The 14,806-nt window shown below is 35.0% G+C and carries 16 protein-coding genes; 14 read left to right on the forward strand and 2 right to left on the reverse strand.

Annotated features, from left to right (window positions below; translation table 11 throughout):
* The first annotated feature begins 36 nt into the window (after positions 1 to 36).
* The 14 genes from FYC62_RS14165 (at position 37) to FYC62_RS14230 (ending at position 12,831) form a co-directional block, all read left to right on the forward strand.
* Positions 37 to 1,041 (forward strand): 2Fe-2S iron-sulfur cluster-binding protein, encoded by a 1,005-nt coding sequence (locus FYC62_RS14165; protein WP_039453971.1) that lies wholly within the window; start codon positions 37 to 39, stop codon positions 1,039 to 1,041.
* The gene (nuoH, locus tag FYC62_RS14170; protein ID WP_039453965.1) at positions 1,041 to 2,087 is read left to right on the forward strand and encodes an NADH-quinone oxidoreductase subunit NuoH; all 1,047 of its coding nucleotides are present in this window, start codon (positions 1,041 to 1,043) and stop codon (positions 2,085 to 2,087) included. The genes FYC62_RS14165 and nuoH overlap by 1 nt, the downstream gene beginning before the upstream one ends.
* A 35-nt stretch (positions 2,088 to 2,122) precedes the next feature.
* On the forward strand, positions 2,123 to 2,647 hold the full coding sequence (locus FYC62_RS14175) for a NuoI/complex I 23 kDa subunit family protein (protein ID WP_039453955.1): 525 nt from the start codon (positions 2,123 to 2,125) through the stop codon (positions 2,645 to 2,647).
* A 75-nt stretch (positions 2,648 to 2,722) separates the two neighbouring features.
* Entirely contained in the window at positions 2,723 to 3,220 is a 498-nt protein-coding gene (locus FYC62_RS14180; RefSeq protein ID WP_039453952.1) for an NADH-quinone oxidoreductase subunit J family protein, read from the forward strand.
* On the forward strand, positions 3,220 to 3,549 hold the full coding sequence (nuoK, locus tag FYC62_RS14185) for an NADH-quinone oxidoreductase subunit NuoK (RefSeq protein WP_039453950.1): 330 nt from the start codon (positions 3,220 to 3,222) through the stop codon (positions 3,547 to 3,549). The genes FYC62_RS14180 and nuoK overlap by 1 nt, the downstream gene beginning before the upstream one ends.
* A gap of 13 nt (positions 3,550 to 3,562) precedes the next feature.
* A complete protein-coding gene (gene nuoL / locus FYC62_RS14190; RefSeq protein ID WP_149075410.1) occupies positions 3,563 to 5,461 on the forward strand; it encodes an NADH-quinone oxidoreductase subunit L in 1,899 nt (632 codons plus the stop codon).
* A gap of 19 nt (positions 5,462 to 5,480) precedes the next feature.
* Entirely contained in the window at positions 5,481 to 6,932 is a 1,452-nt protein-coding gene (locus tag FYC62_RS14195; RefSeq protein WP_149075411.1) for a complex I subunit 4 family protein, read from the forward strand.
* A gap of 8 nt (positions 6,933 to 6,940) precedes the next feature.
* Positions 6,941 to 8,320, forward strand: coding sequence for an NADH-quinone oxidoreductase subunit N (locus FYC62_RS14200; RefSeq protein ID WP_149075412.1), 1,380 nt, complete (start codon positions 6,941 to 6,943; stop codon positions 8,318 to 8,320).
* A 46-nt stretch (positions 8,321 to 8,366) separates the two neighbouring features.
* Positions 8,367 to 8,996 carry a DedA family protein gene (locus FYC62_RS14205; protein WP_149075413.1) on the forward strand — a complete coding sequence of 210 codons (630 nt, stop codon included), beginning with the start codon at positions 8,367 to 8,369 and terminating at the stop codon, positions 8,994 to 8,996.
* Positions 8,997 to 9,020: 24 nt separating this feature from the next.
* Positions 9,021 to 9,560, forward strand: a complete 540-nt coding sequence (locus FYC62_RS14210) for an inorganic diphosphatase (RefSeq protein WP_026902747.1) — start codon at positions 9,021 to 9,023, stop codon at positions 9,558 to 9,560.
* 5 nt (positions 9,561 to 9,565) lie between these two features.
* Complete coding sequence (locus FYC62_RS14215) at positions 9,566 to 10,906, forward strand: hemolysin family protein (RefSeq protein WP_149075414.1); 1,341 nt, start codon at positions 9,566 to 9,568, stop codon at positions 10,904 to 10,906.
* A 5-nt stretch (positions 10,907 to 10,911) separates the two neighbouring features.
* Positions 10,912 to 11,613, forward strand: a complete 702-nt coding sequence (locus FYC62_RS14220; protein WP_149075415.1) for a 16S rRNA (uracil(1498)-N(3))-methyltransferase — start codon at positions 10,912 to 10,914, stop codon at positions 11,611 to 11,613.
* Entirely contained in the window at positions 11,583 to 12,332 is a 750-nt protein-coding gene (locus tag FYC62_RS14225) for a DUF4159 domain-containing protein (RefSeq protein ID WP_149075416.1), read from the forward strand. Before FYC62_RS14220 ends, FYC62_RS14225 begins: the two co-directional genes overlap by 31 nt.
* Before the next feature lies 1 nt (position 12,333).
* Positions 12,334 to 12,831 carry an acetyl-CoA carboxylase biotin carboxyl carrier protein subunit gene (locus FYC62_RS14230; RefSeq protein ID WP_149075417.1) on the forward strand — a complete coding sequence of 166 codons (498 nt, stop codon included), beginning with the start codon at positions 12,334 to 12,336 and terminating at the stop codon, positions 12,829 to 12,831.
* A 3-nt stretch (positions 12,832 to 12,834) separates the two neighbouring features.
* On the opposite strand, the gene FYC62_RS14235 is transcribed toward FYC62_RS14230, so the two are convergent.
* Together FYC62_RS14235 and FYC62_RS14240 are read right to left on the reverse strand one after the other, a co-directional pair.
* On the reverse strand, positions 12,835 to 13,791 hold the full coding sequence (locus FYC62_RS14235; RefSeq protein ID WP_039453920.1) for a transglutaminase family protein: 957 nt from the start codon (positions 13,789 to 13,791) through the stop codon (positions 12,835 to 12,837).
* Between the two features lie 69 nt (positions 13,792 to 13,860).
* On the reverse strand, positions 13,861 to 14,796 hold the full coding sequence (locus tag FYC62_RS14240; RefSeq protein WP_039453918.1) for an alpha-E domain-containing protein: 936 nt from the start codon (positions 14,794 to 14,796) through the stop codon (positions 13,861 to 13,863).
* Positions 14,797 to 14,806 lie beyond the last annotated feature (10 nt).

Here is a 14,806-nt window from a genome sequence, read left to right on the forward strand (position 1 = left end):
TTTGATTTTTTAATTTTGATTTTTTAATTAAAGATAGTGTCTGATAAAATTAAAGTTACGATAGACGGAATTCCCGTTGAAGTAGAGCCAGGAACCTCTATTCTAAATGCTGCAAGGCAGATAGGTGGAGATATAGTGCCTCCGGCAATGTGTTATTACTCTAAATTAGAGGGTAGTGGAGGTAAGTGCCGTACTTGTTTGGTTAAGGTGAGCAAAGGTTCTGAAAAAGACCCTAGGCCTATGCCTAAGCTGGTAGCAAGTTGCAGAACTACTGTGATGGATGGTATGGAGGTGCAGAATATTACTTCGCCTGAGGTAATTGAAGCCAGAAAAGGCGTGGTAGAAATGCTATTGATTAATCACCCTTTGGATTGCCCTATTTGCGACCAAGCTGGTGAATGTCATTTGCAAGATTTAAGCTATGAGCATGGTGCGGCTACTACACGTTATGAGTTTGACAGAAGAACTTTTGATAGGGTAGATATTGGCGATAAAATTCAACTTCACATGAACCGTTGTATTTTATGTTACCGTTGTGTGTTTACAGCCGACCAAATTACCAATAACCGCGTTCACGGAGTTTTAGGTAGAGGAGATCATGCAGAAATTTCTACTTACATAGAGAAAGCTATTGATAATGATTTCTCTGGTAATGTGATAGATGTTTGCCCTGTAGGCGCTTTAACAGATAAAACTTTCCGCTTTAAAAATAGGGTTTGGTTTACAAAACCTGTGGAAGCACACAGAGATTGTCCTACTTGTTCAGGTAAAGTTACTTTGTGGTACAAAGGCGAAGAGGTGTTAAGAGTAACAGCAAGAAAAGATGTTTATGGCGAGGTAGAAGAGTTTATCTGTAATACTTGTCGTTTTGATAAGAAAAGCACAAATGATTGGGTAATTGAAGGACCAAGACAGGTATCAAGACAATCGGTTATCAACTCAAACCATTACGATACTTTACAACCTTTACCGGTAATTAAGAAAAATCCGGAGTTGATGGAAGCAAATAAGGAACAATTCGAAAGAGCAACTAAATTTTAATGGAACTAGAATTTTTAATAGAAAAGACAGCTTTAGTTTTAGTATTATTTGTACTAACGCTAACTATTGCGGCTTATTCTACTTGGGCAGAGCGTAAAGTTGCTGCTTGGTTACAAGATAGAGTTGGGCCAAACAGAGCTGGACCATTTGGTTTATTACAACCTTTGGCAGATGGTGGAAAAATGTTCTTTAAAGAAGAGATTATCCCTTCTGGGGCAAATAAATATTTATTTATTGCTGGGCCCTCTTTAGCACTATTAGTATCTTTTTTAGGTACAGCGGTTATCCCTTTTGGGCAGAATATTGAAATATTTGGAAGGGTTGTTCCTTTGCAGGTAACAGATATTAACGTTGGTATTTTATACATTTTTGGCGTGGTCTCTTTAGGTGTTTATGGTATCATGATTGGTGGGTGGGCATCTAATAACAAGTATTCTTTAATGGGGGCTATACGTGGTGCATCACAAAATATCAGTTATGAAATTGCGATGGGACTTTCCATCATTGCACTTTTAATGGTAACCAATACACTTTCATTTAAAGAAATTGCAGCACAACAACACGGCTGGCACTGGAATGTTATTTACCAACCTTTAGGTTTTTTAATATTCTTGATTTGTGCTTTTGCAGAAACCAACCGTGTTCCTTTTGATTTACCAGAGTGCGAGACTGAATTAATTGGAGGATACCAAACAGAATACTCGGCTTTTAAAATGGGAGCTTACATGTTTGCAGAATACATCAACATGTTTGTGTCTTCTGTAGTGATGGCAGTTTTATATTTTGGGGGCTATAACTATCCGGGTATGGATGCCGTTAACCAAGCTTTAGGCCCAACATGGGGTCCGTTGATTGGTGTTGGCGTCATGTTCTTTAAAATTATTGCTTTCATTTTCTTCTTCATGTGGGTGCGTTGGACAGTACCGCGTTTCCGTTATGATCAGTTAATGGATTTGGGATGGAAAGTGTTAATTCCACTAGCCATAGCCAATATTGTAATTACAGCAATTGTAATTGTAGGATTTGATTTATTTAATAAACTATAGGATTTAATACCCTTTTAGGGATTAATGGAGGATTCATGGAATCATTAAGTGGTAGAAAAAAAGTATTAGAACAAAAGCCAATGAATTTTTGGGAGCGTATGTACCTTCCAGCAATTTTCAAAGGTATGGCTATTACTTTTAGTCATATGTTTAAGAAAAAAGAAACCATACACTATCCAGAGCAGGAAAGAGAGTTTTCTGAAAATTGGAGAGGTATGCATTCTTTAAAAAGGGATGAACACGGCAGAGAACGTTGTACGGCTTGTGGATTATGTGCCTTATCTTGCCCTGCAGAAGCTATTACCATGATTTCTGCTGAAAGAGAAAAAGGCGAAGAGCATCTTTACAGAGAGGAAAAATATGCAGCAGTTTATGAAATTAATATGCTACGTTGTATTTTCTGCGGTTTGTGTGAAGAGGCTTGCCCTAAAGAGGCTATCTATTTAGATGGGCCAATTGTTCCTTCAGATTATTTACGTAAAGATTTTATATACGGTAAAGATAAATTAGTAGAAAAACCACTTAAAGAAATTGAGGCAGAGAAAGCCATTTCAAGATAAGCGGTATTTAATGATATAATTAAATCAAAAATTTTACCTTTGCCCCATTTAAAGGCAAATTACAATCATAAACAAATGAGTTTATTTTACGTTGTTGCGTTTCTGTCTATAATCTTCGCTCTGCTCGTGATTTTTACAAAAAATCCGGTTCATAGCGTTTTGTACCTGATAGCAACTTTCTTCACCTTTACCATTCACTACATTATTTTAAATGCCCAATTTCTAGCAGTAGTGAATTTCATTGTTTACATGGGAGCAATTATGGTATTATTCCTATTTGTTTTGATGTTGATGAACTTAAATACGGATACAGAGCCCATGAAGTCTACCTTATTGAAGGTAGTTGGTGCTATTGCCGGAGGCTGCTTACTGGTAACTTTGATAGGTTCTATGAAAACCTTATCAACAGCAAGTACTACAACCATGGATAATACCGGAATTGGTTTAGTAGAAAATTTGGGTAAAGTATTATTCAGTGATTTCTTACTTCCGTTCGAGTTAAGCTCTATCCTATTGCTAGCCGCAATGGTAGGAGCTGTATTGTTAGCTAAAAAAGAAAATAAAACCGCATAATGGAAAATATAAGCTCAACCATTCAGGCAGTTCCACTTAATCATTATATTTTATTAAGTGCCATTATCTTCACCATAGGTGTGATAGGTGTATTGGTTAGAAGAAATGCGATTATCATCTTCATGTCGGTAGAATTGATGCTAAATGCCGTAAACTTATTATTGGCAGCATTTTCATCATACAGTGGCGATGCATCAGGGCAGGTATTCGTTTTCTTTATTATGGCCCTTGCTGCCGCAGAAGTTGCGGTAGGCTTGGCAATTATAGTCATGGTATATCGTAATACCAGCTCTATAGATATTAATATTCTTAACAGGTTAAAGTGGTAATTTTATAATAAGGATGATAGATTTAGTTTGGTTAATTCCTTTGTTGCCTTTTATAGGTTTCTTAATAAACGGATTGGGTAGAAACGTTTTACCTAAACCTTTAATTGGTACTATTGCCAGTTTAGCGGTTATAGGTTCTTTTGCAATAAGCTTAAGTATATTTTTAACTTTTGATGCTGCTCAACCTCAGGTTATCCACCTTTTTGATTGGATAAACGTTGGCACTTTAAGTATTCCTTTTGCTTTCCAGATAGATCAGCTAAGCATCATGATGTTGCTGATTATCACAGGTATAGGGTCTTTAATACATATATATTCAGCTGGTTATATGAGCCATGATGCTGGTTTCGGTAAGTTTTTCGCTTATTTAAATCTGTTTGTATTCTTCATGCTATTGTTAGTAATGGGGTCAAACTATGTCATCATGTTTATTGGCTGGGAAGGTGTAGGTTTATGTTCTTACCTATTAATTGGTTTTTGGTATGCTAATGGCGCTTACGCTGATGCAGCTAAGAAAGCTTTTATCATGAACCGTATTGGAGATTTAGGTTTTTTACTAGGTGTATTCTTAATCATCAGCACTTTTGGAAGTGTAAGTTTTACAGAAATCTTCCCTAAAGCAGCAGGTATGGTATCTGGCGATGCTACCTTAGTTTTAATTACCATCTTACTATTTATAGGTGCAACAGGTAAATCTGCACAATTACCATTATTTACTTGGTTACCAGATGCGATGGCTGGTCCAACGCCAGTTTCTGCTTTAATACACGCTGCAACTATGGTAACGGCTGGTATTTATATGATAGCAAGGTCTAATATCTTATTTGCTTTATCTCCGGTAACTTTAGATATTATTGCAGTTGTAGGTTTATTAACTGCAGTAGTAGCCGCATTTATTGCCTTAACACAAACTGATATTAAAAAAGTATTGGCATATTCAACCGTTTCACAGTTGGGCTATATGTTCTTAGGTTTAGGTGTTGGTGCTTTTACTGGCGCATTTTTCCATGTATTAACGCATGCTTTCTTTAAGGCTTTATTGTTCTTAGGCGCTGGTTCTGTTATTCATGCTATGAGTAATGAGCAAGACATGCGTAACATGGGTGGTTTACGTAAAAAACTTCCTATTACCTTTTTAACCATGTTAATTGGTACAATTGCCATTGCAGGTTTACCACCGTTTGCGGGTTTCTTCTCTAAAGATGAAATTTTAGCACATGTTTATGAGCATAATAAATTATTATGGGTTATAGGTTTATTTGGTGCTTTCTTAACCGCAGCTTATATGTTTAGGATGATGTTCTTAACCTTCTGGGGTAACTTCCGAGGAACAGAAGATCAAAAGCATCATTTGCATGAGTCGCCAGTATCAATGACTTTCCCATTAATTGTTCTCGCTATTTTATCTATGGTTGGTGGTTTTATGGGGGTTCCTCACGCATTAGGTGGTCATCATTGGTTAAATGAATACTTAAGCCCTGTATTAGCGGCTACTAACAATATTTTACCAGCATTAAGTTTAGACCACGCAACAGAATATATGTTGATGGGAATTTCTGTAGGTGGGGTAATTATCTCTATCATTATTGCTTACGTTAAATATGTAAGTAAAGGATACGTACCAAAAGAAGAAGAACTACAGTCTGGTATTAATAAATTGTCTTACAATAAATTGTATTTAGATGAGCTTTACACAGCTATCATACAAAAACCTTTAGACGCTTTATCTGCATTTTTCTTTAAAGTGGTTGATAAATCTGGTATAGATGGTTTGGTAAACGGTTTGGGTAAAGTATCTATAGAGGCAAGTAAAACATTAAGGCTTTTACAAACCGGAAATGTTGGTTTCTACATTTTTGCCATGGTGATAGGTATTGTTGCCGTATTAGTTTACAGTTTTATAATTATTTGAGCTTAGCGATTACAGATAGATGAACTTATTATTATTAATTTTCTTCCCCTTGGTGGGAGCGCTTGTAACCCTGCTAAATGGCAAGTTTGCTAAACAATCGGCTTTCATAAGCTCTTTGGTAACTCTAGCTTTTGCTTTGCTTTTATTGGGAGATTTTGTTCCAGATGCAAGCAGTCAATTCGCAGTTAATTATCCATGGATTCCTGCATTAGGAATTAATTTTGCAATTGCTATAGATGGTATCAGTATGCCTTTGGTGCTTTTAACCACAGGTCTTTTTCCATTAATTATACTTTCAAGTTTTGGTAGAAATATCAGCCAAGCATCTTTTTATGCACTAACCCTGTTTATGCAATTTGGCTTATTATTGGTTTTTACTGCAACAGATGCCTTTTTATTTTATGTAGGTTGGGAAGTTGCCTTAATACCTATTTATTTTATTTGTGCATTATGGGGTGGTGAGAACAGGATAAAAGTAAACATGAAGTTTTTTGTTTACACCATTGCTGGTTCTTTGTTTATGCTTTTAGGTATCATTTACTTGCATTTACAAACAGCAGATAACTCTTTCTCCATAGCGTCTTTTTACAATCTAAATTTAGATGCAGCAACACAAGGATGGTTATTCTGGTGTTTTTTCTTAGCATTTGCTATTAAAATGCCGATTTTTCCTTTCCATACTTGGCAGCCCGACACCTATACAGAAGCACCTACAACTGGCACCATGTTATTATCGGGTATCATGTTGAAGATGGGTATTTACGGCGTTATCAGATGGTTAATACCAGTTACTCCTTTAGGCTTTTTAACTTGGGGTCATTTAGCATTGATATTATCCATTATAGGAATTGTTTACGCCTCTATTATCGCCTTTACGCAAAAAGATGTTAAACGTTTAATCGCATATTCATCTATTGGCCACGTAGGTTTAATTGCTGCAGGTATTTTTGTTTGGAATGTACAAGGCTTACAAGGTGCAATGATACAAATGATTAATCACGGTATCAACGTAGTAGGTATGTTTTTAATTGCGGATATTCTTATCGATAGGTTAAAAACAAGAGAAATTGCTACTATGGGTGGTATTGCTAAAGTAGCGCCAAAATTTGCTATTGCGTTTTTAATTATTGTTTTGGGTACCGTAGCTTTACCATTAACCAACGGTTTTATTGGTGAGTTTTTGCTGCTTCATGGTGTTTATCAATTTAATATTTGGTATGCAGCTATTGCAGGTTTAACCATTATTTTTGGTGCAGTTTACATGTTGAGGATGTATAAAGCCGTTATGCAAGGAGAAACCAATGAAACTACAGCATCTTTTAAAGACATCAACGGTTCAGAATTTTTAGTGTTAGCAGTGGTTTGCCTTTTAATTATTGTAATTGGCGTTTACCCTAATGCACTTCTTCATATTTCAGAAGCATCAGTAGAAAATCTGATCAATCAGGTAAATAGTAAATTAGCATTTTAATCATAGGAATGAGTACTTTAATAGTAATATCTATATTAGCCATAATAGTTCTTTATTTAGGATTATTTAAAGCAAAACAAGCTTTATTGCCTGTAAGTGTATTAGGTCTTGTTGCTGCTTTGGCATTAGCTATCATGGAGTGGAATTCTAATGCTGCTCCTATTTTTAGTGGCATGATGCATTTTGATAATTTTGCTGTAGCTTTTTCTTCTATCTGTATCATCACTACCATTTTGGTTTTCTTATTATCGAAAAACTATTTCGAAAAAATCAGTGAAAACGTAGCAGAATATTATACCCTAATATTGTTTGCTTTAAGCGGTATCATTGTGATGGTATCTTACCATAACCTATCTATGCTTTTTGTGGGTTTAGAGATTATGTCTGTAAGTTTATATATTCTAGCAGGTATTAAAAGAAAAGATTTTGCTTCTAATGAAGCAGCTTTAAAATATTTCCTAATGGGAGCTTTCTCTACAGGTTTCTTATTATTTGGTATTGCTTTAATATATGGCGCTTCAAAATCTTTTGATTTAGCTGTTATAGCGCAGTATGTGATAGACCACCCAACAGGCATTGATCCAATTTTCTATGTAGGTTTAGTTTTAATGATTGTAGGTTTATGTTTTAAAGTAGGCGCTGCACCTTTCCACTTCTGGACACCAGATGTTTACGAAGGCGCACCAACTTTAATTACAGCTTTCATGTCTACGGTAGTTAAAATTGCAGGTTTCGCAGCATTTCTAAGATTATTTAGCATTTGTTTTGCTCCGTTACAAGACTTCTGGATGCCTACCCTTTTGGTGATTACCATTCTAACTTTATTTGTGGGTAATATTACAGCACTTTATCAAACCAACTTTAAGAGGATGTTAGCTTTCTCTAGTATCTCACATGCTGGTTATATGCTTTTTGCAATAGTTGCTTTAGGTGCTGCATCAACAAACGCCATTTTTATATATGCTGCTGCTTATGCAGTTTCTTCTATAACCGCTTTTGCAGTATTAATGTTAGTGAAGGCTAAAACAGGTGGAGAGAATTTTGAAGATTTTAATGGATTAGCAAAATCTAATCCTTTCTTAGCTTTTACTTTAACTGTAGCTATGTTATCTTTTGCTGGTATACCTTTAACAGCCGGATTTATAGGAAAGTTCTTTGTTTTTAATGTTGCTTTAACTCAATATCATACTTGGTTAGTGGCTATAGCAGTTGTAAATGCCATTATTGGGGTGTTTTATTACTTTAAAGTTATTGTTGCCATGTACTTTAAAGACAACCAAACAAAGCAAATTGCTACACCAGCTTATTTTAATTTTGTGTTAGGCGTAAGTTTGATTATAACACTTGTTTTAGGTATTTATCCAGGTTTCATTACTAATTTATTTTAATGCCATAGCTATACTGCAATAATATTTGTAGTTTTATGGCAATACTATGCATGAATATTGGGAATATTTAACAAATCTGGCAGACGCTCAGCAAATCATACATAAAGGTGGCTTCTACCTCATCATGTTTGTAGTATTTGCGGAGACTGGTCTTTTCTTTGGTTTTTTCTTGCCGGGTGATTATTTGCTTTTTTTGGCAGGTATGTTTGTTGCAACCCAAAAATTAGATGTTGGTATTACCACCATGATTATTGGCTTAATAGCAGCAGCCATTGCAGGTAATTTTGTTGGCTACTGGTTTGGCTACCGTACAGGGCCTGTTTTATATAATCGGCAAGATTCTTTCTTTTTCAAAAAGAAATATCTGGTAGCAGCAGAAGAGTATTATAAAAAGCAAGGAGCCTTTACTTTAATTATTGGCAGATTTGTACCTATTGTAAGAACATTTGCACCCATTTTTGCCGGTATTGTGAAGTTAGATTTTAAAAAGTTTGCTTTTTACAATATTTTAGGTGCATTCTTTTGGATAACTTCTTTAACCTTATTAGGGTATTTTCTGGGAATGAAATTTGAGAAGGAAGTAAATCAATATTTAAGCTATATCATATTAGGATTTATTGTGATTACCACGATACCGTTAATCACAACGTTTTTTAAAAAGAGTTTTAACAAATAAATACACATAAATTTTAAACTTTCAATGGCCGATAATCATCCGTGGCACTCAATCCCTCCAGGAGAGGATTCACCGAATACAGTTACAGCAATTATAGAGATTCCTAAAGGTTCTAAAGCGAAGTACGAAATAGATAAAGACTCTGGTTTATTAAAATTAGACCGTATTCTTTTTTCATCTGTAATGTATCCTGCAAACTACGGATTCATCCCGCAAACGTATTGCGATGACCATGACCCACTTGATATTCTAGTTCTTTGCTCCGCAGATGTATATCCTATGTCTATTATAGAAGCCAAAGTTGTAGGTGTGATGCACATGGTAGATAATGGTGAGCAAGATGATAAAATTATCGCGGTAGCTAAAAATGATATGTCTGTTAATTATATTAATGATTTATCTGAGCTGCCTCCGCATACCATGAAAGAAATTGTTCGTTTCTTCCAAGATTATAAAGCTTTAGAAGAAAAGAATGTAACCATAGAGCACCTTCTTGGTAAGAGATATGCTTATAAAGTGATAGAAGAAAGTATAGAACTTTATAAAAAAACATTTAATAAATAATCTTTATGGACCCCGATTTTGAAATAAGCGGTTTTCAGATTTTTCTGACCCTGTTTTTAGTTTTACTAAATGGTTTTTTTGTTGCAGCAGAGTTTGCAATAGTTAAAGTTAGGGGTTCACAAATAGAGATTAAAGCTAAAACAGGCAGCAGGGTAGCCGGCATTGCGAAACACATGACATCGCATTTAGATGGCTACCTTGCCGCTACACAGCTAGGTATTACCCTTGCATCATTAGGTTTAGGTTGGGTTGGCGAGGAAGTGATGTCTAACATCGTTCTTAAAACACTAGGGTTTTTCTCTTTACCTATTTCTGATGCTGTAGCTACTAATTTGGGGCATATCTTAGCCTTCTTAGTCATCACCATATTACATATTGTTTTTGGCGAGTTAGCGCCTAAAACGCTAGCTATACAAAGGCCGGTAAATACAACCATGGCTATTGCATTGCCACTACAGTTCTTTTACCTGGTGTTTAAGCCCTTTATTTATGTTTTAAATGGTTTTGCTAATGTTATCTTAAGATTAGTAGGTATTAACACCGCCAATGCGCATGAGGCCATACATTCATCAGAAGAGTTACAATATTTACTAGATCAGGGTAAGGAATCTGGTGCTTTAGATAAAGCCGAACATGAATTGATTAAAAATGTTTTTGATTTTAATGAGCGTGTAGTTAAAAACATCATGGTTCCTAGAACCAAAATTTCTGCTATTGATATTACCTCAACCCCAGAAGAGGTTTTAAATACCATCATTGCGGAGGGTTATTCTCGTGTTCCTGTTTATGATGATACCATAGATAAAATTATAGGTATTGTACACGCTAAAGATATTTTGTCTTTGGTGGTAAGGAAAGAAAGCTTTAACCTGCAAGACATCCTAAGAAAGCCTTTATTTGTTCCAGAATCTAAAAAAATAAACGATTTAATGGCAGAACTGAAGCTTAAAAGAATTCAGATTGCTATTGTTTTAGATGAGTTTGGTGGCACCGCCGGTATGGTAACCTTAGAAGATATTGTGGAAGAACTTGTAGGTGAGATTCAGGATGAGTACGATGAAGAAAAGCCTATTGTAGAGAAAGTTTCTGAAACAGAATTTATCGTAACAGCATCTGCTACGGTTTATGATGTTAACGAGTTTTTACCTCACGATTTACCAGAAGACGAAGATTACGATACCATTGTTGGTTTGGTGAGCGAAATTTTTGAAAAAATACCAGAAGTAGGAGAAACCAAAGAATTTAATGGGTATAATTTCACCATCTTGAAAAAGGTTGGTCAAAATATAGAAGCTGTTAAATTAGAACTTTTACTTCCTGAAGACCAAGTGGTTAATAATCATTAATCAAGATGCATATTTTCTATACTCCTGATATTGATAGCACTCAATATACTTTAAGTGAGGAAGAGAGTAAACATTGCTCTAGAGTTTTACGCTTACAGAAAAAAAACCTTGTTCATTTGGTAGATGGAAAAGGCGGACTTTTTGTAGCTGAGATTTTGGACGACCATCCTAAAAGAACCGTTCTTCAGGTTTTAGATACGCAATTAGAATATCAAAAAAGAAATCATCATCTACATATTGCCATAGCGCCAACAAAAAATATGGATAGGTTAGAGTGGTTTCTAGAGAAAGCAACAGAAATAGGTATTGATGAAATTACGCCTATTATTTGCGAGCGCTCTGAAAGAAAAGAAGTGAAAACAGAAAGGTTGGAAAAAGTTGTTGTTGCAGCTATGAAGCAATCTTTAAAAGCTTATATACCCAAAATTAATGAGCCTATCACCATCCAAAAATTGATAGCTAAAGCCGATGATGGTTTTAAATATATTGCGCATTGCCTACCTCAAGATAAACAAGAAATAAAAGATTCTTTTAAAGAACATCAATCTTATACCATCTTGATAGGCCCCGAGGGCGATTTCTCTGAAATAGAAATAAATAATGCTTTGCAAAGTGGATTTCTTCCCATAACTTTAGGAAACAGCAGGCTTAGAACAGAAACCGCTGCATTACAGGCATGCTTCGAAATCAATTATTTAAACAGATAGGATATAAAGTAGAAAGTAGAAAGTACAGAGTAGAAAGTACTGGGTGTAAAGTAGAAAGTACATGTTTTAAGGTGCTTTTGGTTTTTTTTGTAGTTTTTCTTACAGCTTTTAAAATTGATGATGCTTCCTTTAAAATAGCCAAAGTAAAATATAACGGTGGTGGAGATTGGTATGCCAACCGAACAGCCTTACCTAATTTAATAGCCTACTTTAACAGCATTTTTTCTGCTAAAATTGCCCCTCAAGACGCTGTGGTAGAAGTTGGCAGTCAGGAACTTTTTAATTACCCTTTTGTTTACCTCACCGGGCATGGTAATATTTCTTTTACTGATGCTGAAGCCAAGAATTTACGAAACTATTTAATAGCTGGAGGGTTCTTACATCTTGATGATAACTATGGTTTAGATAAATTCATCAGAGTACAAATGAAAAAAGTTTTTCCAGAATTAGCTTTTCAGGAGTTGCCTTCATCACATCCTATTTATCATCAGAAATTTAAATTTCCGCAGGGTTTACCAAAAATTCACGAGCATGATAATAAAAGGCCGCAGGGTTTAGCTTTGATATATAAAGGTCGTATAGTTTGTTTTTATTCTTACGAGAGCGATTTAGGTAATGGCTGGGAAGATTTTGGCACTTATCCAGAAGACACCAAAGAGCGCAGAGAACAGGCTTTAAAAATGGGTGTAAATTTATTACAATACGTCTTAACCAATTGATATGTATACTTTAAAATCGGAACATCAACATTATAAAATTGAAGAACGTGAGGGAAAGCTTTACCTGAATGATGTTTCACTAGATTTAGATATGAGTGATTTGGGTAATCAGCATTTTCATGTTATAGAAAACCATAAATCATTTGAAGCCGAATTGCTGGAGCTCAATAAAGAAGAGAAATATGTATTGATTAAGGTTAATAGTAACGTTTACAGATTTGATGTAAGTGACCAGTATGATATCTTACTTAAAGAAATGGGCTTAGATAAGCTCAACCAACACATCGTTAAAGAATTAAAAGCGCCTATGCCAGGTTTGGTGCTACAAGTAATGGTACAGGCTGGCGATGAAATTAAAAAAGGCGATAATTTATTAGTTTTAGAAGCCATGAAGATGGAAAATATTTTAAAAGCTCCGGCTGATGCTACTGTAAAATCTATACTCATAAAAGCTGGAGATAAAGTAGAGAAAAACCAAGTACTTATTCAGTTTGCTTAAGCTTTACTGTTGTTGCATCTGCTGCATTTCTAAAAATCTTCTGTAAGAATTACCATCAAACTGTGTGTTATTGATGCTGTCTTCTTTGGTTTCATCTTCCTTTACGATGGGGTCATTCTCATAAGAAACAATAACTTTTACTTCCAAAGTATGGTGTGAGGTGCCTTTATAAGTGCCTTTTACAGGGCTAACATCAATAAAATTTCTTCCCGTGGCTAATCTTACATGGTTTTCTTCAACAATACAGTTATTGGTTGGGTCTAAACCTAGCCAACCATAATCAGGAATATAAGCTTCTACCCAAGCATGGGTTGCCCCTTCGCCACGCATACCGTTTCTGTTAGGGCAAATGTAACCACTAACGTACCGAGCTGGAATATTTACATAACGTAACATCACCAATAGAATATGGGCAAAATCTTGGCATACGCCTGATTTTAATTTCCATATCTCATCTACAGTTGTTTCTACAGATGTAATGCCTTTGATATATTTAAAGTTCTCGAAAACGTAAGTACAATATTTCTTAGCCACTTCTACGGGAGAGAATGCAAACTGTTCATCGGGTTTGATAATAGCTTTTAACTCTTCCTCGGCTTCAAAATGCTCTTGCTTTAAGAAGTTGATGTATGGGATTTGGTATTTAAGCTCATGAAGCATTTTCCATTGTTCAGAAGTAAAAATATTAGCCTCTGGTGCAGCTTTCTTTTTTACTAATACAATGGTAGATGACTCAATAACCAGTTCATTATGCATTTCTACATTGGTAAAGGTGCCAACTGTATTTTCATAATAATCTGTAAAGGTTTCTACCTTAGGGTCATTACTGATGTTGATTTGATGTTGAATAACCTCTTGATCATCATCTTTAATAGGATAAAGCATAATCTGGTTAGCACTATCATGCACCGGATGATCGTATTTGTATGTTGTAATATGCTTTATCGTAAATTTAGACATGCTATTAGAAATGTGGAGCTAAAAATGAATCAATTTTTAAATATTCTATAATTAATTTATCAACAGCAATTAGTTGAAAGCGAAATAGTAATGACTTAAAGCATCTCCTATAGCAAAAAGCTCTCCTTTTATTTTTTTTAAATATTCTTTTAATCCCATGGCTTCTAAGTCTTTTAAATCAGAATATTCTAGGCTACAGCCCAATTTACCAATCATATAACTCATGGTTTTATAACTCTCTTTGTTTTTATCGCCTTTAATGGTTTCAAAAGATTGTTTTAGCCTTTTGGTGGTATAAATGATAGAACGTGGGAAATTCTCGTTCCAAACAATTTGGTGAATGATATTTCTTGATTCTAATGAGGAGCGATAACTTTTTAAGAAAATTTCATATCCGGATATGGATAATAAAAGATATTTCCAATAAGTAGGATCTGTAGCTTCATCTAAAGAATATTCAAGTTCTCTAAATTTAACATCCAGAATATCTACAGATTGTATGGCTCTTTCTAAAAACTTGCCCATGTTCATGAAATAATAGCCTTCTCCGCGGGGCATAGTAATTTCTGTACTGCCGTAATAGTACATACCTTGCTTAATGAGGTTGTCTAAAACAGAAATAGGATCATCAAAACATAAAGCAGCAGCTAGTTTATCCTCACGCATCATGTGGTAATAATCATTTAAGCATTGCCAAAGCTCTTTGGTTACATTATCTTGTACAGAGCGGGCATTCTCTCTGGCTTTACTCACAATATTGATAACAGAATTATGGTTGTTTTTATCTGTAACCATATATTTTAAAACGTCCCTTCCGTTGTATTTTAAAGTTTCTATGGTATCATCATCCAGATTACTAAATATTTTTAATACGGGTCTCCAGCTAAAATCAGAACTACCATCTTGCGAGTAGGCATAATTTATTCTTAACATTCTCAGGATACCATCAGAACGCTCCATGTACCTAGACATCCAATACAAAGAATCGGCAACTCTACTTAACATATTTACTTAG

Origin of the sequence: Pedobacter aquae (assembly GCF_008195825.1) — a bacterium.
GTDB lineage: Bacteria > Bacteroidota > Bacteroidia > Sphingobacteriales > Sphingobacteriaceae > Pseudopedobacter > Pseudopedobacter aquae.